The sequence below is a fragment of the Pseudomonas sp. 9.2(2024) genome (assembly GCF_039695385.1).
GTDB lineage: Bacteria > Pseudomonadota > Gammaproteobacteria > Pseudomonadales > Pseudomonadaceae > Aquipseudomonas > Aquipseudomonas paraglycinae.
In genome coordinates this window covers 984,756-1,002,937 of sequence record NZ_CP155585.1, presented here as the reverse complement: position 1 = coordinate 1,002,937, position 18,182 = coordinate 984,756, and the positions used below count along the sequence as shown (strand labels likewise).

17 protein-coding genes are annotated in these 18,182 nt (G+C 61.5%); 10 read left to right on the top strand and 7 right to left on the bottom strand.

Annotation, left to right across the window (positions count from 1 at the left end; genetic code table 11):
- Positions 1-14: 14 nt before the first annotated feature.
- The 4 genes from ABFB52_RS04390 to ABFB52_RS04375 all read right to left on the bottom strand — a co-directional run bounded on the left by ABFB52_RS04390 (position 15) and on the right by ABFB52_RS04375 (position 3,629).
- Complete coding sequence (locus ABFB52_RS04390) at positions 15-2,414, bottom strand: autotransporter domain-containing protein (protein ID WP_085748606.1); 2,400 nt, start codon at positions 2,412-2,414, stop codon at positions 15-17.
- 200 nt (positions 2,415-2,614) lie between these two features.
- Positions 2,615-3,022, bottom strand: coding sequence for a response regulator (locus ABFB52_RS04385; protein ID WP_085748607.1), 408 nt, complete (start codon positions 3,020-3,022; stop codon positions 2,615-2,617).
- A 63-nt stretch (positions 3,023-3,085) separates the two neighbouring features.
- Positions 3,086-3,298, bottom strand: coding sequence for a Flp family type IVb pilin (locus ABFB52_RS04380; RefSeq protein ID WP_085748608.1), 213 nt, complete (start codon positions 3,296-3,298; stop codon positions 3,086-3,088).
- 124 nt (positions 3,299-3,422) lie between these two features.
- Positions 3,423-3,629, bottom strand: a complete 207-nt coding sequence (locus ABFB52_RS04375) for a Flp family type IVb pilin (RefSeq protein ID WP_085748626.1) — start codon at positions 3,627-3,629, stop codon at positions 3,423-3,425.
- Positions 3,630-3,970: 341 nt separating this feature from the next.
- Between ABFB52_RS04375 and cpaB the strand changes: the two genes are divergently transcribed.
- Genes cpaB through ABFB52_RS04335 form a run of 8 tightly spaced genes read left to right on the top strand, consistent with a single transcriptional unit; the run spans position 3,971 to position 11,437 of the window.
- Positions 3,971-4,912, top strand: coding sequence for a Flp pilus assembly protein CpaB (cpaB, locus tag ABFB52_RS04370; RefSeq protein WP_085748609.1), 942 nt, complete (start codon positions 3,971-3,973; stop codon positions 4,910-4,912).
- A gap of 20 nt (positions 4,913-4,932) precedes the next feature.
- Positions 4,933-6,156, top strand: a complete 1,224-nt coding sequence (locus ABFB52_RS04365; protein ID WP_085748610.1) for a type II and III secretion system protein family protein — start codon at positions 4,933-4,935, stop codon at positions 6,154-6,156.
- Complete coding sequence (locus ABFB52_RS04360) at positions 6,153-7,343, top strand: pilus assembly protein (RefSeq protein ID WP_085748611.1); 1,191 nt, start codon at positions 6,153-6,155, stop codon at positions 7,341-7,343. The genes ABFB52_RS04365 and ABFB52_RS04360 overlap by 4 nt, the downstream gene beginning before the upstream one ends.
- Entirely contained in the window at positions 7,340-8,608 is a 1,269-nt protein-coding gene (locus tag ABFB52_RS04355; protein ID WP_085748612.1) for a CpaF family protein, read from the top strand. Before ABFB52_RS04360 ends, ABFB52_RS04355 begins: the two co-directional genes overlap by 4 nt.
- Positions 8,609-8,626: 18 nt before the next feature.
- The gene (locus ABFB52_RS04350) at positions 8,627-9,511 is read left to right on the top strand and encodes a type II secretion system F family protein (protein WP_085748613.1); all 885 of its coding nucleotides are present in this window, start codon (positions 8,627-8,629) and stop codon (positions 9,509-9,511) included.
- Position 9,512: 1 nt separating this feature from the next.
- Positions 9,513-10,397: a type II secretion system F family protein gene (locus ABFB52_RS04345; protein WP_129973604.1), complete on the top strand. Its 885-nt coding sequence runs from the start codon at positions 9,513-9,515 to the stop codon at positions 10,395-10,397.
- A gap of 28 nt (positions 10,398-10,425) precedes the next feature.
- Complete coding sequence (locus ABFB52_RS04340) at positions 10,426-11,148, top strand: tetratricopeptide repeat protein (protein WP_085748615.1); 723 nt, start codon at positions 10,426-10,428, stop codon at positions 11,146-11,148.
- Between the two features lie 16 nt (positions 11,149-11,164).
- Positions 11,165-11,437 carry a DUF3613 domain-containing protein gene (locus tag ABFB52_RS04335; protein WP_085748616.1) on the top strand — a complete coding sequence of 91 codons (273 nt, stop codon included), beginning with the start codon at positions 11,165-11,167 and terminating at the stop codon, positions 11,435-11,437.
- Positions 11,438-11,496: 59 nt separating this feature from the next.
- Here ABFB52_RS04335 and ABFB52_RS04330 read toward each other — a convergent pair whose 3' ends face one another.
- Positions 11,497-12,273: a response regulator transcription factor gene (locus tag ABFB52_RS04330; protein WP_085748627.1), complete on the bottom strand. Its 777-nt coding sequence runs from the start codon at positions 12,271-12,273 to the stop codon at positions 11,497-11,499.
- 125 nt (positions 12,274-12,398) lie between these two features.
- Positions 12,399-12,869, bottom strand: a complete 471-nt coding sequence (locus tag ABFB52_RS04325; protein WP_085748617.1) for a prepilin peptidase — start codon at positions 12,867-12,869, stop codon at positions 12,399-12,401.
- 75 nt (positions 12,870-12,944) lie between these two features.
- Here ABFB52_RS04325 and ABFB52_RS04320 point away from each other — a divergent pair, with 75 nt between their 5' ends.
- Positions 12,945-13,391: a TadE/TadG family type IV pilus assembly protein gene (locus tag ABFB52_RS04320; RefSeq protein WP_129973603.1), complete on the top strand. Its 447-nt coding sequence runs from the start codon at positions 12,945-12,947 to the stop codon at positions 13,389-13,391.
- Positions 13,388-16,135 (top strand): ATP-binding protein, encoded by a 2,748-nt coding sequence (locus ABFB52_RS04315; RefSeq protein WP_129973602.1) that lies wholly within the window; start codon positions 13,388-13,390, stop codon positions 16,133-16,135. The genes ABFB52_RS04320 and ABFB52_RS04315 overlap by 4 nt, the downstream gene beginning before the upstream one ends.
- On the opposite strand, the gene ABFB52_RS04310 is transcribed toward ABFB52_RS04315, so the two are convergent.
- Positions 16,132-18,129, bottom strand: a complete 1,998-nt coding sequence (locus ABFB52_RS04310) for a pilus assembly protein TadG-related protein (RefSeq protein WP_129973601.1) — start codon at positions 18,127-18,129, stop codon at positions 16,132-16,134. The two genes, ABFB52_RS04315 and ABFB52_RS04310, sit on opposite strands and share 4 nt — an antisense overlap.
- Positions 18,130-18,182: the final 53 nt, after the last annotated feature.

The window sequence follows — 18,182 nt, the reverse complement described above, 5'->3', positions numbered from 1 at the left end:
GATCGACCGCTGAATCAGAAGGCGTAGCGTACTTTTGCCGTGAAACCGTCAGCGTCAAAACCGCTGGCGGTCACGTAGTTGTACGACCCGCCGAGACTCCACGCGCCCATCCGGTAGTTGGCGCCCAAGCCCAGTTCATAACTGTCACGCACCGGGGTGGTGCCACGGCTGGTGAACGAATCACCACCCAGCACGAACGACGACGTGGTGCCGGTCTTGTCGCCAATGACGTCATGCCAGGCCATCAGCTTCGCTTCGGGCTCAAGGCTGCCGGTGCCCACATCGAACGCAGCGGCCAGACGTGCACCGACACCCATTTCGCCCACTTCATAACGCTGACTGCCGACATTCAGCGAGGCCGAACTGCCCTTCTCGCGATAGCTGTCCATGCCCACGTTGGCGTAACGCGCCCCGACCTGCGGCTCAAGCACCACATCCGGCATCAGGTGCACGCTGTAACCGGCCAGCGCACTCACGCCGAACACATTGCTCTCGTAATCACCCTTGGCGCGGGTGCCGGCGATGTAACGGCGCGACTCGTTGTCGTTCCAGCCGTACATCAGCGACGAATCGACGAACCAGTTGTCGTGGGTCCAGTTGCCGTACAGGGTCAGCGCATGGCCGGTGACCTGGGTCTTGTTGCCGCGATCGGATTTCACATCGGAGTCGAGGTAGCTGTACGCCAGACCGACCGCCAGATCGGCATTCAACTGACCATCGGCACCCACGGCGATGCCATGGCTGTCGGCATCGTAACCACTGACACCACGACGCTCATCCTGGTTGGCATCACTGCTCAAGGCTTGCAGCCAGACACCTTTGTCTGTCGGCACGCCGGCGTTACGGGCGCGACTGGAACGCTCATTGATGACACCCGACACCAGCGTCTGACTGTTGGTAGCCGCGTGAAGCACCCCACGGCTGACATCCGGGCTGAGGGTTTCGGACAACCGCGCCAGTTGCGCATCGGTGCTGGCGTTGGCGAACGCCTGGAACACCGGGTCCTGCTCATCGAGCCGCGACAACAGACTCGACACGCGGCCCACTGCCGTTGCCGCATTGCGACTGCCACCCGCCACAAGGGTGTTTTGCGCCAGCACCTCTTCGGACTTGTTGGTCACCACCGACGTGATGTCATTGCCCACGACCCCGAAACTCTTCACATCCAGCAAAGCAGAGGAAGACGTCACGGTGAGGTTATTGCCGCCGACAAGACTGCCCGAGCTGATCAGGGTGTACTTCGTACCACCCGGCGTCACCCGGAAATCACTGGAACGCGCCAACAGACGCAACGTCGCACCCGGCGCGATATCGGTAGTGCCCGTGACCTTCAACACCGGCAGCGCCGGATTGGTGTCATTGCCCAGGTACATTTCCAGCACCGAGTCGGACTCTTCCATGTCGAAGTCACCGATGATCGTGGTGTGCGGCTTCACCAGCGTCAGCGTGCCGTCCTCGATAGTCACGTAACCGGACTTGATGGTCGAACCGTCGAAAACCGCATCGCCGTCGATGATCACGCCGGACAGACCGATCAGATCCCCTTTGACCGTACCGCCGAAAAAGTCGAAATAGCTTTCGCCGTCATCGACCTGGATTGCCGCCGTGCCACCCTCGATCGAACCGAACAGTTGATAAATGGTGAAAGGACTCGCACCCACTGCCTGACCGCTGACGTGCACGCCAATGGACTCGCCGGAAATCGTGCCGTAGTTGGACAGGTTCAAGATCGCTGTACTGGCAGAGGTATTGAAGTTCACGCCTTCAAACGTCACCGCCTCAGCGTTCGCCCCGGTGGCGCGAATAGTCCCGAAGTTATTGACGCTCCCCTTGAGCGTGGCACCGTCAAGAAACAACCCCAGCGCGTCCGACCCGCTGGCGCTGATCGTGCCGTTGTTGCCGATGCCATTCAGTTTGGTTTGCACCAGCATCACACCGCTGGAACTCGCCCCGCTGGCCTCGATCAGCCCATCGTTGCTGAGCGAGCCGTTCAGCTCACTGCCCATATCCGAAATCCCGGTGGAGGTGCCCGATCCAGCCAGTCCATTGACCGAGATCGAACCCTTGTTGATCAGGTTCCCGGCTATTTTGCTGGGCGTCACACCGGAAGCCCCCAGCGCAATGCCCACGCCAAACTTGGCCCCGTCAATGCGGATACTGTCGTTGTTACGCAACTGGTCTGCCGTCAGCCCCAAAAACTGAGCGCCATAGGTCAGCGTCGAAGGCGCGCCGGGAGCAATCGTCCCGTTGCCACGCAGGTCGATCAGACCATAGTTCTGCAGGTTGCTGTTCAATGGCCCGCCGCTCAGGTCGTAGCTCAAATTGGCGCCGGCAGCGGCAACAACGCCCGCGTGCAGCGAAGTTGCAGCAACAGACAGCGCCAGTAACGAGCGGCACAAGCGATCAGTGTTCAATCGAGATTCCCTTCCAAAACATGAAAAACAGTTTCAGCAGGGGGTATCAATTTCACTCAGGCATCCCTACCGAACCCACCAGGTCGTCCGGTTTGGGCGCGGGGAATGTACACGAGCCATCATTTCGACACCATCAAAATGTCAAAGGGATGGCGTCAATTTCAAGATCGGCGTATTCGAAGTAGAAGCTGCGTGAGCACTCAGGAGATATTGATCTTTGGCTTGGGAAACAGATTGTCCAGGGTCTCCAGCAGCCGCACGTGATAGATCGGCTTGCGGAACAGGTCCAGCACCTGCAACCGCAGCATGTCGCTGACATCCTCCATGTCCGCATGCCCCGACGTTACGATCACCGGCAGATGCTGGCGCGAGGTGTGTTCGCGCAGGCGCTTGATCAGCGACATGCCGCTTTCCTCCGGCATGCGAAGATCGGTGATCACCAGGGCGATATCAGGATGGCGGGTCAGGTGATGCAGGGCGAGTTTGACCGACGTCGCGGTGTGACAGATAAAGTCCTCGCCCTCCAGCAACTCCGCCAGCTCCAGCAACGCGTCCTCTTCGTCGTCAACAAGAAGCAACTGTTGGCGGGGCTGTGAAGAAGCAGTCATTGGACAATCCCTGAGAAACTGATGATGGAACCGAGTGTAGTGCGAGATTGGCGAGCCATCGAGTCAGGGTGTCTGTACCGGTGCAGTCTGGGCCGTACCGCCCAGCGCTACTAGAATGTTGTTGAAGATGGCCAGTACCTTGGCGCCGACCGGCGTCACGAACACCACGACCACCACTGCTACCATCGCCACCACAATTGCATATTCGATGGCTGACGCCCCTTCGCTGCTGTGCAGAAACCGGCGGGCGCGCAACAGCAAGTATTCAAATAGCATGGAGGTTCTCCTTCGTGCCGGGGCACTCAGACTGCCGCATCCAGAGTCGCCTGCGATTCTCCGGTCCGGGACGCGGAACGGAAAACCTGCAGGCAGGATTCGAAGGTCAACGGGATGAACGCGATCAAGGTACGGGGCGAGTGACCGCAGTACCACCGAGTGAAACCAGAACGGAGTTGAAGATGTTCAGAACCTTGGCGCCGATCGGGGTCACGAACACTACGACCACCACCGCCACCATCGCCACCACAATCGCGTACTCGATCGCCGAAGCACCTTCTTCACTGTTGAGGAACAGCCGCACTTTGGCCGCCAGATAGTCGAGACTCATACGAAACATACGTCAACTCCTTCGCGCCTTTGGCGCCGATGTCACGCTACAGCGGCAAGGTTCCACCGTGCCATTTGAGCATTGTCAACAAACCCCCTCCCAACAACTGTAAGAACGGATTAATCACAAAGGATTAATCGCTTCGTCATCCCCTGCTTTTCGACTGCTAATTGGCCAACACCCATACTTTCGTGGGTTATTTGCCTGTCAGAAATGGCGTTTTGGCTTGTTTCAGCTAGCGTGGAAATAGCGAAATAGTTGGATGTTCATAGCTGCCTGATTGCGATGTTCCCTTGGTAGGAAGTGCGGGCTGGTAGTGCAGCAGGAAAGGGAGAGCCGTCATGAACAGTCGTGTGACCATGGGCCTTGCAGCGTTGCTTTTACTGGGCGCCATCGTTGTCGGATATTGGGGCCTGGTGCTCAGCCGCCAACCCGCTCCGGTGGCCGAGGCTCCCGCGCCGACGGTGGTCACCGTCGAAACAACCGTCGCTGCCGCCGAAGACCAGACCCGTCAACCTGTCGTGGTGCTGGTGCGTGACGTCCCGCCATTCACCCCTCTTGCTGCCGCCGACCTGGCCGTTGAAAAACTGCTCAGCGCCCCTGCCGGCAGCCTCGGCACAATCGAACAGGCCGTGGGCCGCACTCCGTGGCGCCACCTGAGCGCCGGCACCTGGCTCAACGAAGAAAGCTTCGAGGCCGGCGGCACACTGGCGCGCATGATCCATAAAGACGAGCGCGCGCTGGCCGTGTCGGTCGATGAAGTGATCGGCGCAGCCGGGCAGTTGATCCCCGGGGATTACGTCGACGTGTTGTTGTTCCTGCGCCAGGACGCCGCCAATCCGCAGCAGTCGGCGCAGATCGTTGTGCCAGCCATGCGCGTGCTCGGTGTCGGCGAGCAATACGGCCTGACCAATGACGGCCAACCGTCCGCCCCTGCGTTGAGTGCCGACGACAAGATCAAACAGGACCAGCGCCGGCTTACCGCGCGCACCGTGGTGCTGGCGGTGCCTGAACAATTGTTGAGTCGAATGATGCTCGCCACCCAGGTCGGGACGTTGCGCCTGGCCGTACGCAGCAGTGAGGAACAGCGCCTGGCCAAGTATTGGGCCGGCGAAAGTCAGGCACCGGAAAAACTGGTCGCCGCCAACAGTCAACTCTTCCAGTTCACGCAGCTGGCGCTGGGGACAACGCCGAAAGCGTCGTCGAGCGGCGACCAAGCTGTGGCGGCACGACCCGCAGTGGAAGTGATTCGCGGCAATCAGACCAACCAACAAAACCCATGACTGAGCAAGGATCCAAGTGCATGCAGAGTCGTTCCTGGCCGACCTTCAATCCCGTGCTCCGGGCCTTGCTGCTGATGGGACTTTCAATCAATGCTGCGCACGCGGCCACCGGCAACTGCGCGGCCCTCGGACGCTTGCCGCCGGTGATCGAAATCAACGAAGGCTGGCAACAGGACATGCAGTCACCGGTGGCGATCACACGCCTGGCCATCGGCGATCCGAAAATCGCCGACGTGCATGCCAATGGCAATTCCTCGTTCCTTCTGACCGCCGTGGCGCCGGGCGCGACCAGTCTCATGGTCTGGACCGGCTGCTCCAGAGAGCCGCGCCAGAGCATGGTGTTCGTCAAGGGCGCCGCCACCTCGGCCCTCACCAACACCAGTGCGCTGCCGTCGGATGATGCGCTGTTGCCCTCGCAGGTGCAGACCGACATTCGTTTCGTCGAAGTCAGCCGCACCAAGCTCAAGCAGGCCTCGGCTTCGCTGATCGGCACCCGCGGTAATTTCCTGTTCGGTTCCCCCGGCACCCTGCCGCCCATCGACGGCGTTCCGCAACCGCGATTGCCGGTGGACAACTCGCTGTTCAACTTCTCGTGGATCGGCGGCAAGACCATGGCGATCATCAATGCCCTGGAAGGCAGTGGGTTCGCCTACACCCTGGCGCGGCCAAGCCTGGTGGCTCTCAATGGGCAAAGCGCAAGCTTCCTCGCAGGCGGGCAGATTCCGATACCGGTGCCCAGTTCCGGCAGTGACAACGTATCGATCGAATACAAGGAATTCGGCATCCGCCTGACCCTGACGCCCACCATCATCAGCCACGATCGCATCGCCCTGAAGGTGGCGCCGGAAGTCAGCGAACTGGATTTCAGCAACGCGGTGAACATCGCCGGCACCACGGTGCCCGCCCTGACCATTCGCCGCACCGACACCAGCATTTCCCTCGCCGATGGTGAGAGTTTTGTCATCAGCGGTTTGATCAGTACCAGTAACAGTTCCCAGGTCGACAAGTTTCCCGGGCTGGGCGATATCCCGGTGCTCGGGGCCTTTTTCAAAAGCTCGCAGATCAAGCGCGAAGAGCGCGAGCTGCTGATGATCGTCACCCCGCATCTGGTGCGCCCGCTCTCGGCGGAGGCGCAACTGCCGTCGTTGCCGGGTGAAAAACTGCGCAACTACGACCCGAATTTCTACCGCATGTTCTTCCTGGAAAACGGTAACTTCGACAAGCGCAGCGGGTTGTCCCAATGAGCCAGAGCCTGAGTCAGACCTTCCTCGCCATCACCCGCAACAGCACCGATCTGGAATGGCTGCAAAGCGCGCTTGCACCGCTGGGCCAGGTGGTCAGTGCCGGTGGCGGCAGTCTCGACGAATTGCTCGCTCTGGTGGACGTCACCTTCGCCAGTCTGGTGTTCGTCGGCCTCGACCGCGAACACGTGGTGGCCCAGAGCGCGCTGATCGAGGGCGCGCTGGAGGCCAAGCCGATGCTGGCGATCGTTGCCCTCGGCGACGGCATGGACAACCAGTTGGTACTCAACGCGATGCGCGCCGGGGCAAGGGATTTCGTCGCCTATGGTTCGCGCTCCAGCGAAGTGGCCGGGCTGGTGCGCCGCTTGAGCAAGCGTCTGCCGCCAGCGCCCCACAACACGCAACTGGGTGGCCTGACGGTTCTGTACGGGGTGCAGAGCAGTTCCGACGGCGCGTTACTGGCTAACCATATGGCGCTGGTGGTGCAAAAGAGCGGGCAGCAGACGCTGCTGCTGGATCTCGGTCTTCCCCGTGGCGACAGCCTGGCGTTGCTGGGGCTGGAGAGTTCGTTCCACTTCGGCGATGCCTTGCGCCACCTGCGCAGGCTCGACGCCACACTGATCGACAGTGCATTCACCAGCACCGAAGCGGGGCTGCGGATTCTGGCGTACGCCGACAATGACGAACCGCTGGAGAGCACCAGTGCCGCCGAGCTGTTCATGTTGCTCAGCGCGTTGCGCCAGCACTTCCAGCACATTGTCGTGAACCTCACCGGCCAGCCCGACAGCGAAGCCCTGCGCACCTTTGTCAGCCATTGCGACAAGCTGATCTGGTACACCGACCAGAATGTTCTCGATTGCCGGCGCAACCTGGCGGTGTTCAATCTGTGGCGGGAAAAAGGCATGAAGCTCGACCACGGGCGGCTGCTGGTCGATCGCTATTTGAGCAACGTCGCGCCGGATGCGGACACCCTCGGCAAGACCTTCAACCTGGAAGTGATCGCGGTGCTGGCCTTGAGTCCGGAGCTGCGCATGAATGCCAAGAACCAGGGCGTCAGCCTGTTTGAACTGGCACCCCGGGAGAAACTCACCCAGAGCCTGCGGGTGCTCGGCGAACGGCTGGCCAAACGCTCCGAAGGCTTGGCCAAACCCAAGGTCACCTGGTTCGACCGGTTGCGAGGCACCTCATGAGCCCGGAAAAACTCTTCGGTGCACCGGCGCGGGGCCAGTCGGGCAACACCGACCACGAAGGTCTGAAACTGGTCCTGCATCGCTACATCATCGATGCCATCGAGGAGTCCGGAAAAAACCTGCTGGAAGGTTCGCGGCAGTTGCTGGCGCAATTCGTCACCGACAAGGTCGCCGAATACATCGCCCGTCTGCATCTGGCGATTTCGCGCTACGAGATGGAGCGGCTGGCGGAAGAAATCGTCGATGAACTGACCGGATTCGGCCCGCTGGAAGTGCTGCTGCGCGACACCGCCGTAACCGAAATTCTGGTCAATGGCCCGCACCGGGTGTTCGTCGAGCGCGAAGGCGTACTGCATCAGAGTGACCTGCGCTTCATCGATGCGCACCACGTCGAACGGGTCATGCAGCGCATTCTCGCGCCACTCGGTCGGCGGCTGGACGAGTCTTCGCCGATGGTCGATGCACGTCTGCCGGACGGCAGCCGGGTCAACGCGATCATCCCCCCGATCGCCCTCGACGGCCCGTGCCTGTCGATTCGGAAATTCCGCAAGGACATGCTCAAGAGCAGCGACCTGATCGCGATGCAGACCATCGACCTGCCGATTTTCGAGTGCTTCCAGGAGGCCGTGGGCAAGCGCTGCAACATCCTGATCAGCGGCGGCACGGGCACCGGCAAGACCACGCTGCTGAATATCCTCAGCCAATTGATCAACCCCCACGAACGATTGGTGACCATCGAAGACGTCGCCGAGCTGCAACTCGGCCATCCCCACGTGGTGCGTCTGGAAACTCGCCCGCCCAATGCCGAGGGCCATGGCGAGGTCAAGGCCAGCGACCTGATCCGCAACGCCCTGCGGATGCGTCCGGACCGGATCATTCTCGGCGAGATCCGTGGCGTCGAAGTGCTCGATGTGCTCACGGCGATGAACACCGGTCACGACGGTTCAATGAGCACGGTACACGCCAACAACGCCCAGGATGCACTGCTGCGGCTGGAAACCCTGGTCGGCCTGACCGGGCGCTCCGTGGCCGAACGCACCCTGCGGCAGATGATCTGCGCGGCACTCGACGTAATCATTCAGTTGACCCGCATGCCCGATGGCAGGCGCTGTGTCAGTGAAGTGGTGGAAGTGGTCGGCGTGCGTGAAGACGTCTACGTCACCAATACCTTGTTCCGTCTGGATCGACGCACCGGTTTCGGCTTCCTGCGCGAAGCGGTCAACCCGGCCGGCGACAAGTTGCGGCACGAGTCGAGTCTGGGCTGAGCGCATGGAGCCTTCGTCATGATCGGACCGGTGATCCTGATCGTCCTCTGCCTGCTGTTGCTGGGGCTGTCGATTCGACTGTTCCTGCAGGGCGTGCGCAAGACTGCCAACGAGCGAGTGCTCTCTCGCCTCGCCGCCGGGCAGCCGCAAGCAGCCGCCGAAAAATCCTCGTGGACCGGGCTGGAGCGGATGTTCCTGCGCGCCGGCCTCGGCCGGCCGAACGAGCACTTTGGGCTTTGGCTGTCGTTGTGGGTCGTGGCCATGATGCTGGGTTACCTGCTGGCCGACTGGATCGGTCTGCTGGTGCTGATACTGGCGCCGCCGCTGATTTTGCGGTTGTACATCGCGTGGCGATATCGTCGCCGGCTCAATCGGATGATCGAACAGTTGCCACAGTTGCTCGACCACACCGTGCGCAGTCTCAAGTCCGGCCGGACCCTGACCGATGCAGTGATGGGCGGCATCGAAACCAGTGAGGATCCGTTGAAAACCGCAATGGGCCGGGTGCAGCGCAACGTGCAGTTGGGGGTGAACCTGCCGGATGCGGTCAGTGATTTTGCCGAGCTCTACGAGCAGGACGAACTGCGCATGTTCGCCCTGGGCCTGAAGGTCAACCATCGCTACGGCGGCAACGCCAGCGAGTTGCTGGAGAACCTGATCAAACTGATTCGCGAGCGCGACCAAGGTGCCCGCCAACTGCGCGCCCTGACCGGCGAAACCCGGATGACCGCGTGGGTACTCGGATCGCTGCCGGTGATTCTGGTCAGCTACTTCATGCTGACCAATCCCGGCTACATGCTCGGCATGTGGAACGACTCGGGCGGTCGGACCATGTTGATCGTTGCGGTGGTGTTGCAGGTCTCCGGTTGCCTGGCGCTGTGGCGCATGTTGAGGAGTGTCTGACATGGTGATGCTGGCCAGTCTCATGTTGTTGCTCGGGGCACTGTTGCTGGTCGGCAATCACCTGCTGACCGAGCGGCGTCGGGTGCGCCAGGTCAACCAGCGTCTGCAGGGGCACCTGGTGCGCGAGAACCGTTTCGGCAACTGGTTACGGGCGCTCGGCAGCAGCCGGTTCGGCCAGCGCTCGGTGAGCATCGACAGCGAAACCCAGACCCTGCTCAGCCGTCTCGGCTGGCGCCGCGCCAGTGAGCGCTCGTTGTTTGCCGCCTGCCAGATCGGCACGCCGCTGCTGACACTGGGGCTGGGGCTGTTTCTGAAGGAAGTATTTTTCCCCCTCGCACCCAACGGCTGGCTGGTGCCGATGATCGCCACCGGCGTCGGCTATCTGCTGCCCAAACGTCTGTTGGCGTATGCCGCTGCCCGTCGGCAGAAAATCATTGCGGTGGAAGTGTCGACGTTCATTCCGCTGCTGCGGATCCTGTTCGAGTCCGGCATGGCCGTCGAGCAGGCCCTGCGCGTGCTCAGCACCGAAGGGCAAAAACTACTGCCGGAGCTGACCAGCGAACTGCGCCTGATTCTGGCCCGTGTCGACTCGGGCCTGGAACTCGGGCAAGAGCTGAACAAAGCGGCCGTGATGCTGGCGGTGGATGAGTTCACCGACACCTGCGTGATCCTGCAACAACTGATTCAACAGGGCGGCGGTGCGATGAAATCGCTGCTGGCGCTCAAGCAACTGCTGGATGACCGACGCCTGACACGCTTGCAGGAATACATCTCGAAGATGTCGGCGAAGATGTCGGTGGTCATGATGCTGCTGCTGTTTCCGGCCTTGCTGATCGTTTTGGCGGGCCCCGGTTTTACCGCAATCACCCGGGCGTTTGCGTCCTGAGAATGACAATGGCGATGGAGAGCGATGGATGAAAGCACTGATGGTCGTGGCAAGTCTGTTGCTGCTCGGCGGCTGCGCAACGGACGGTCAGGCGCCTTGGACGACGATGCTGGCGCCGGCCAGTTGCAGCAAGTTGAGTTCCGAACAGGAGCTGTCGCTGAACCTGGCCGATGACCTGGTCAACGACGGCAAGCTGCACGCCAGCCTGGCCAACCTGCAGGGCCTGCCCGACAACCTCGTCGAAGTGCGACTGCGCAAGGCCAAGGTCTATCGCCTGCTGGGGCGCAGCGAAGCCGAGCCGTTGTATCGCAGCCTGCTCGGCACGTGCCTGAACGCCGACGCCGAACATGGCCTGGGCCAGCTGTATGCCGCCCGTGGCGACAACGGACAGGCACAGGCCCACCTGCAACGGGCGGCGCGGCTGGCGCCGACCAATGAAAACATCCGCAACGATCTGGGCGTGGTGTACCTCAATCAGCTGCGGCTCGAAGACGCTCGTTTCGAGTTTCTGACGGCCATCGAGTTGAAGCAGAACAATCAATTGGCGACGCTGAATCTGGTCACCCTGTTGCTCTATCAGAACAACTGGCAGCAGGCCGCGGAAGTGGTCAGCCGCGCGCACCTGACCCCGGAGCAGTTCACCGATGCCCAGGAACGCGCGGAGAAACTCAAGTCGCCGGTCAAGGCCAGACCCGTCGCCGGCAATCAGGTCGCGGTGGCGGCTGACGCGCAACCGGCGACGATCAAGTGAGCCTCAAGGAGGTGCCATGAACACGTTAAAAACGCTGTGCTGCCTGAGCCTGCTGAGTCTGCCGCTCGGCGCGCTGGCCATCGACGCCGGCCCGGCCTCGGCCCAGCAGCAGGAAACCGAAGGCTGGCTGTTGCTGCAAAGCCGCAACAAGGCCGCGTCCCCCGATCCGCAGGCGGCCACGGCCACCGAGCGTGAGCTGGCGATGCAGCGCTGGCTGAAGAAGTACCAGTACGAAATCCCCGACTTCTATGACCCGGATGCCGGGGGCAAAATCGAGACAAAAAACTGATTCGAGGAAGACGCCTTGGCGACTGTCCCGGTCGACCCAAGGGCCGCCGGGGACATCAATCAGTGCGCCGTAACTCGCTGCCGCAGAGCCGCCGCACTCGGCGACAAGGCCAACGCCAGTTGCGTGCGGTTGTGCATGTGAGTCAGACGCAACACTTGCGAAACGTAGAGCTTCACAGTGTTTTCGGTAATGCCCAGCTCACAGGCAATCTGATAATTGGTTTGACCCTTGCCCACCAGGCGCGCCACGTCCAGTTGCCGTGGCGACAGCTGATTGAAGATCTCGGGAATCTCCAGTTCACCGGCCCCACGGGTGGCTTCGTCACTGACAGGAGCCGGGCCGCGACGCACCTTGTCCAGATCCTGATAGAGATCATCGATGGACGACGACAGGTCCTGAAGCTTTTGATTCAGATGGCCAAGTTGCAGGGTTTTCTGCCGTTCCTGCAACACCGCTTCCTGGCGTTGCAGGCCTTCGAGCAGTTCATCCAGATTGACCGGTTTCTGGTAATAGTCGGCAATCCCGGCGCGCAGGGCCTTGATCACGTCCTGCTTGTCCGCCCGACCGGTGAGCATGATGGCTTCGAACGCCCGGTGTTTGCCGGCCAGCCGTTGCAGTTCCTGCACCAGTTGAATGCCATCCATGTCCGGCATGTGCAGATCGCACAGCACCAGTCCGATCGCGGTGTCAGCCGTAAAACGCTCGATCGCCTCCTTGCTGGACTCGCACGGAACACAGCGGTAGCCGCTGCTCTCGAGAAATTCACAGAGTTCTTCGACGATCAGAGGCTGATCATCGACAACGATGACTTTTACCGCAGATGTAAGCTTGTTCACGTGCTGCTCCATGCCCGGGCCAAAGCTGACCATTCCTGTACTGTCAGCCACTGGCTGTATAACTCGTTACTTTGAAGGTAGACCCACTTTCCGACTATGTACATAAGACTAGTGGCGCTTGGCGACTAATGGATCCAAGGTAGTGCAAGCACAAATCCGATCAGCACGAACGGCGCAAATGGCAGCTTTTTTGACATGGATGGCGCCATACATCGAAGTTGATGCCTAAGCCCTTGACTCATATGCAGCCAGACTCTTGGCGCAAGCAGAATCCAGATCAGGCTCGCCGCACCCGCACCGATAAAAATCCCGAGCAGCGAGACGCCGTCCGTCGCAAGACCAAGAGCTGTCATTAGTTTCACATCACCGGCGCCCATTCGGCCCAGAAAATACCCGGGCAACGTGAATGCCAGGGCCACGACACAGGCCCAGCCTCCCTGCCCGGCTTCGGCGCCCATCCAGGTGGTACCGAAAGACAGCAGATAGACCAGCGCAAGGGTCCCGACACCCAGCGTCAGGACGTTGGCAATCCTTCGTTGCCGGGCGTCCTGGGCCGCGCAAGCCGTCAACCAGATCAGAAGGACAAGGCTCTGCATGCGGTAAAAACCGTCCGTTTTTGCTGAATGATTCTATGCTGATACTACGCAGTGACTGTCAGGGTAGACGCACGGATGAAAACCGGCTCTCGGAAGGCGCAAAAAGGTGCGGTGGCGATCGAGTTCGCCCTGGTGTTCGTGATCTTTTTCGCGGTGTTTTACGGTCTGGTCAGCTATGCCCTGCCGTTCGTGCTGATGCAGACGTTCAACCAGGCCACAGCCGAAGCCATACGCCGCGCCGTGGCGGTTGACCCGACAATTCCCAACTATTCAACCGTGGTGGTCAGCACCGCCAATGCCGCGCTGAGCCAACAATTGTCGTCAACGCTGCCTTCTCTGAATGTGGTGGTCGGCACTGATACGTCAACGGTCTATGACTCGACGGCGGGCACGCTCACCGTCAGCGTCAATTACCCGGTGAGCAAACTCAATCAGGTCATTCCGTTTCTGGTGTTGCCGGGCATCGGCGCGGTCCCCAGCCTGCCCACCAACCTGACCGCCATTTCGAGCCTGAAATTTTGACCCCGGGTGACAACCTGCTCGGCCGCCTGCTCAAGCGGGGCATGGTCGCCAGCGATTTGCCAGACGCACTCGGCACCCCGCTGACGGGCCTGCACATCCACCTCGACAGCGAAGGCGGCGTATTGCAAATGGCTGGCCCGTTACGCCTGCTGCTGACGCAACAGACGCCCCGTGACAAACCGTTGCCGTTGCGCGACTACCTGCTGGCGCACAGCACGCTGGCCATCGAGGGTCGGCCGCAGGACTGGCAAGGCCACCTGCTGGATCTGGACTTCCCCGGCCTCGGCGAGCAGACCTTGCAACTGCGCGGCTGGGTTCAGCCGCTGGGCAATGGCTGGCTGCTGCAACTGATCGACATCGCCGACCTGTTGTCCGAACGCCAGCAAGCGCATCAGCGCGAGGCGTGCCACATGATCGCCGAGCAGATCAGCAAGCAGTTGCGAAGCTGCAGCCTGGGACGATTGCCGATGCTCGTCAGCGAACAATTGCAAGTGATCGCCCAGCGCTGGCAGATCCCGTGCCTGGCACTTGCCCTGCTCGATGAACAGGAACAGGGCTGGCAGATCCATCAGCAATTCCACGCCCATGACGCCCCGGCGCTGTGGCATGACGGCCAGCGTCTGGGCACGCCGCTCGACAGCCTCAATGGCGCCGGCCCGCAACGCCTGGGTGAACATTACGGCCAGTACGAACACTCGCGGGTCCAGGGCCTGTTCGGCAATGCCGAAGGCTTCGCCGTACCTTACAGCGATGATCGAGGCGTGATGGCGTGGCTGCTCTGCGGTTTTTACGCGGTGGACAAGACCGCGCCGTACCTGACCGACCGCGACTGGCTGATGCTGGCGGGCGCACTGGCCGGCCCCCTGCTCGGTCGCTTGCGCGAACAACAGCATCAACTGCAGCTGGAACGGCTGGAGTCATTGCAGTCGCTGCTCGGCACAGGCTGGTGGGAAATCAGCAGTAGCGAGCAGATTCAACTGGCCCCGACGCTGGCCGCCACTCTGCAACAGGACAGCTCGACGCTGACGCTCGACACCTGGCTGACACTGATCCATCCCGCCGATCGCGAAGAGGTCCGCAGCCGCCTGCAAGCATTGCAAATGCACGGGGAAATCCTCGACCTGTGCGTGCGCCTGCATGCTCGCGACGCGAGCCAGACGCCGGCGTGGTATCGCCTTCAGGGGCAAGTCACCGGCACCGGCGAGCATCGGCGTCTGGTGGGTTTCATGCTCGACATCAGCGACATCAAGAACCAGCAGCAACTGGCCGCCGCCGCCCATGCGCGGCTGGACAACCTGATCGCCAGTTCGCCGGCGGTGATTTACGTCCAGCACTACGTCGAAGGCGCCTTGCTGCCGGCGTTTTTCAGCGCCAGCCTGCAACCGCTGCTGGGCTGGAGCCTGGAGGACTGTGACGCCAGTGCACTGGCAGAGCGGATTCACCCGGATGATCGAACCCTGTATTTCGAACGCACCCGGCAACTGCTGCGCGAAGGCTCGGTGCGCGCCCGCTATCGCATGCGTGACAGTCGAGGCGACTATCACTGGCTGCTCGACGAAGCCCGGCTGCTGCGCAATGACCTCGGTCTGCCGGTGGAGGCCGTCGGTCTGTGGCTGGACGTTACCGAAGCGACGCTGGCTGCCGAGCAAGTCAGACAGAGTGAGGAACGCTACCGGATTCTGGTCGAGGACTCGCCGGCGATGATCTGCCGCTATCGTCCGGACCTGATCCTGACGTTCGGCAACCGGCCGCTGGCAACCTATCTGGAATGCGCCCCCGAAGACTTGGCCGGGGTCGATCTGGGCAGCTGGATGTCCGACGTTCAGCGCGCGGCCTTCGTTGAACGCCTGGCGCAGTTGACCCCGCAATCTCCCGTCAGCACCGCCGAAATCAATCTGCAATTGCCGGGGCGCGAACATGCGTGGTGGGTGTGGTCGGATCGCGGCGTGTTCGATGAGCACGGCAACCTGATCGAAGTCCAAGCCGTTGGCCGCGACAACACCGAAGTGCGCCGCTCCCAGCAGCAACTCACGCAAAGCGCAAAAATGGCCACCCTTGGCGAAATGGCCACCGGTCTGGCCCACGAAATCAATCAGCCGCTGAACGTCATGCGCATGGCCATCGTCAACGTGCAGAAGCGCCTGAGCAACGGCGATGTGCAGATCGATTACCTGACCGACAAACTCAATCGCATCGACGCCCAGGTGCAGCGCGCCGCCAAAGTGGTGGATCACATGCGGGTGTTCGGTCGCCGCTCCGAGATCGAGCAGCAGCTGTTCAATCCGGCCAGTGCCATCGAAGGCACGCTGTCGCTGCTGGCCGAGGGCATGCGCGGCAAAGGCGTGGATTTGCGCATCAGCGAGACCGCGTTCGAGGTTCAGGTACGCGGGTACGTCGATCAGCTTGAACAGGTGCTGATCAACCTGATGGTCAACGCCCGGGATGCGCTGCTGGGCAAACGCGAGTGCGACCCAACGTTCAAGCCGTGGATTGCGATCTACGCCGAGCGCGACGATCAGCACGTGCGGCTGTGGGTCGAGGACAACGGCGGCGGTATCGACCCGCGTCTGCTGGAGCGGATTTTCGAACCGTTCTTCACCACCAAACCGATAGGCGTCGGTACCGGCCTTGGGTTGTCGGTGAGTTACGGGATCATCGAGAACATGGGCGGCCACTTGAGCGTGCGCAACTCGGCGGACGGTGCACGGTTCTGCATCGAACTGCCGATCGCCCCCGACGACTAGATCACCAGATAGGCCTTGCCGGTCTGGCCGCAGGTCATGTTGGCGCCGACGTCGACATCCATCAGATTGATCCCCAGCCCCTTGAGCAAATTGTTCAGCAACGGATCCAGCAACGGACTCACCAGGTCGGTGATCACCGGTTGCAGGATCGTCGTAACATCGCTGATCAGGCTGGCGACGCCTGTGACAATCGCCCCCAGCGGGTTGCTGCCCTGGGGTTTGTAGACGATCAGATTGATCCCGGCGAGGGTGCTTGCCAGGCTGTTGACGATGTTGCTTGAGGGCGCGGCGGCAATCACGCTCGGCGGCAGTTTCAGGTTGGGCGGTGTGGCGAATGGTGTGGTGCTGGAAAACACCAGGTTCTGGGTGTTCTGCGCCACGCTGGTGTTGACCATGATCGCGATGCCGCCGGCGCCGTATGGCACGTGAGTGCTCGGGTCACAGCTGCCGATCCCCAGAATCTTGTGGCAGGTCACCGTGCCCAGATCCACCAGCGGCAACGGTGTGACGGTGGGTTGGGCGGCAGATGAAAAGGCGTTGGTCGGATCGATCTTGCCCACCTTGAGATCGGCAACCGAGGTGATGGTGCGGGCCGTCAGGCTTTTGGTGCCGGTGTTGTCAGTCGGGCAACTGTAATCGGTGACATAACTGATGGCGCCGCCGGCATCCAGGCTGATGTCGATCTGCGGCGAGGGCAGCAGCTTCGGGTCCAGTTGTTCACAACCGGCGCCGAGCAGGCAGCCGACCGAATTCAGTGTAGCGACCAGATTGAGGCTCAACAGCGCATTGAGCGTCGGTGTCAGCGTGCCAACCAGTCCGAGTACCGCATTGGCCAACCCGGTTACCCCGGACAGTACCGGCAGATTTACCGAAAGCAGCGTGCGAATCTGCGCAGTGCGCACATAAATCCGGTTCGGCCCGGTGGGGTTGGCCCTGGCCAGCGCCGGATCGCCGATCGCCGAGAATTGCGGCGGCTCGATGACCTTGACCCGCACTGTGACATTCGCCAGCCCCAGCACGTTGATCGGCAGGGTCGCGGCCACCGCACTTTTGCTGTTGGCCAGTTGAATCACACCCTGAACCAGTTGCAGCAACTGCAGATTGGCATCCAGCCCGGCGGCCGTGGTGCCGGTCTGCAATTGCAGGATGTCGCCGAGTTTTACCGGTGCGGCATTGATCGCCGCCACTTGCAGCTGGCCCAGCGCGGTAATCACTTCAGCGGTGGCGCCATTGAGCTGCACCGCCGTAATCGCGGCCTGGATCAGTTGGGTCACCGTGGCCTGGGTATTGAGCAACTGGGTGTAATTGCCGGCGGCGACGTTGAGGTTGATCGCCAGTTGGTTCAGATAACTGAGCAGGTTGATATCGGTGTTGAGCAAGCCATTCCACCCCACGGCCGTCAGGTTGACGTTACCGCCAAGCAGCCCGGAAAACAGCGGGTTGAGGATGTTCGATTGCGCGGTGTTGATGCTGGCCAGGTTACTGCGGATGTTCAACTGAGCGACGGTCGGCTTGGGTTTTGCCGCCACCGCCGAAGCATAAAGCACGGTGTTGAGACTGACCGGTGTGCCACTGAACAACGCCTGCACGCCGCCGGCAAAACTGGTGGTGACGGTACGGTTGGCCGCAACCTTGACCGCCTCCGATTGTGTCGCGTCCACCGTAAATGTGCGCAGGCCGGTAGCGGCTGTCGCCAACTTTCCGCAATCGATCACAAGGACGTTGGTGGCATCGGCGACAAACCCGTTGCGCGTCGCGCTTTGCCCCGCGTAACTGGCAGCGGTGAGGCCTGGCAGGCAATTGCCGCCACGGCTGACGGCTTCCAGGGCGGCGGTGTCCACCAGGCGCTGCAGTTTGCGTTGTTCCATATACAGACGGCCGGTATCCACCACCAGCAGCATCAACACCAGCGCCAGGCTGAGGGTGGCGGCCGCCATCAGGCCGATCGCCCCCCGCTGCCGGGCTGGCCCGCCGCATTGCGGATGACGCGACATGGCGCACTCCTTTGCCGGCGCACTGCCGGGCGCAACCTCCATTGGTGGATTTG

Coding starts and splice junctions, on each gene's coding strand:
- ABFB52_RS04385 (WP_085748607.1), bottom strand. CDS start 3,022: ATGACTGCTTCTTCACAGCCCCGCCAACAGTTGCTTCTTGTTGACGAC.
- ABFB52_RS04380 (WP_085748608.1), bottom strand. CDS start 3,298: ATGCTATTTGAATACTTGCTGTTGCGCGCCCGCCGGTTTCTGCACAGC.
- ABFB52_RS04375 (WP_085748626.1), bottom strand. CDS start 3,629: ATGAGTCTCGACTATCTGGCGGCCAAAGTGCGGCTGTTCCTCAACAGT.
- cpaB (WP_085748609.1), top strand. CDS start 3,971: ATGAACAGTCGTGTGACCATGGGCCTTGCAGCGTTGCTTTTACTGGGC.
- ABFB52_RS04365 (WP_085748610.1), top strand. CDS start 4,933: ATGCAGAGTCGTTCCTGGCCGACCTTCAATCCCGTGCTCCGGGCCTTG.
- ABFB52_RS04360 (WP_085748611.1), top strand. CDS start 6,153: ATGAGCCAGAGCCTGAGTCAGACCTTCCTCGCCATCACCCGCAACAGC.
- ABFB52_RS04355 (WP_085748612.1), top strand. CDS start 7,340: ATGAGCCCGGAAAAACTCTTCGGTGCACCGGCGCGGGGCCAGTCGGGC.
- ABFB52_RS04350 (WP_085748613.1), top strand. CDS start 8,627: ATGATCGGACCGGTGATCCTGATCGTCCTCTGCCTGCTGTTGCTGGGG.
- ABFB52_RS04345 (WP_129973604.1), top strand. CDS start 9,513: ATGGTGATGCTGGCCAGTCTCATGTTGTTGCTCGGGGCACTGTTGCTG.
- ABFB52_RS04340 (WP_085748615.1), top strand. CDS start 10,426: ATGAAAGCACTGATGGTCGTGGCAAGTCTGTTGCTGCTCGGCGGCTGC.
- ABFB52_RS04335 (WP_085748616.1), top strand. CDS start 11,165: ATGAACACGTTAAAAACGCTGTGCTGCCTGAGCCTGCTGAGTCTGCCG.
- ABFB52_RS04325 (WP_085748617.1), bottom strand. CDS start 12,869: ATGCAGAGCCTTGTCCTTCTGATCTGGTTGACGGCTTGCGCGGCCCAG.
- ABFB52_RS04320 (WP_129973603.1), top strand. CDS start 12,945: ATGAAAACCGGCTCTCGGAAGGCGCAAAAAGGTGCGGTGGCGATCGAG.
- ABFB52_RS04310 (WP_129973601.1), bottom strand. CDS start 18,129: ATGTCGCGTCATCCGCAATGCGGCGGGCCAGCCCGGCAGCGGGGGGCG.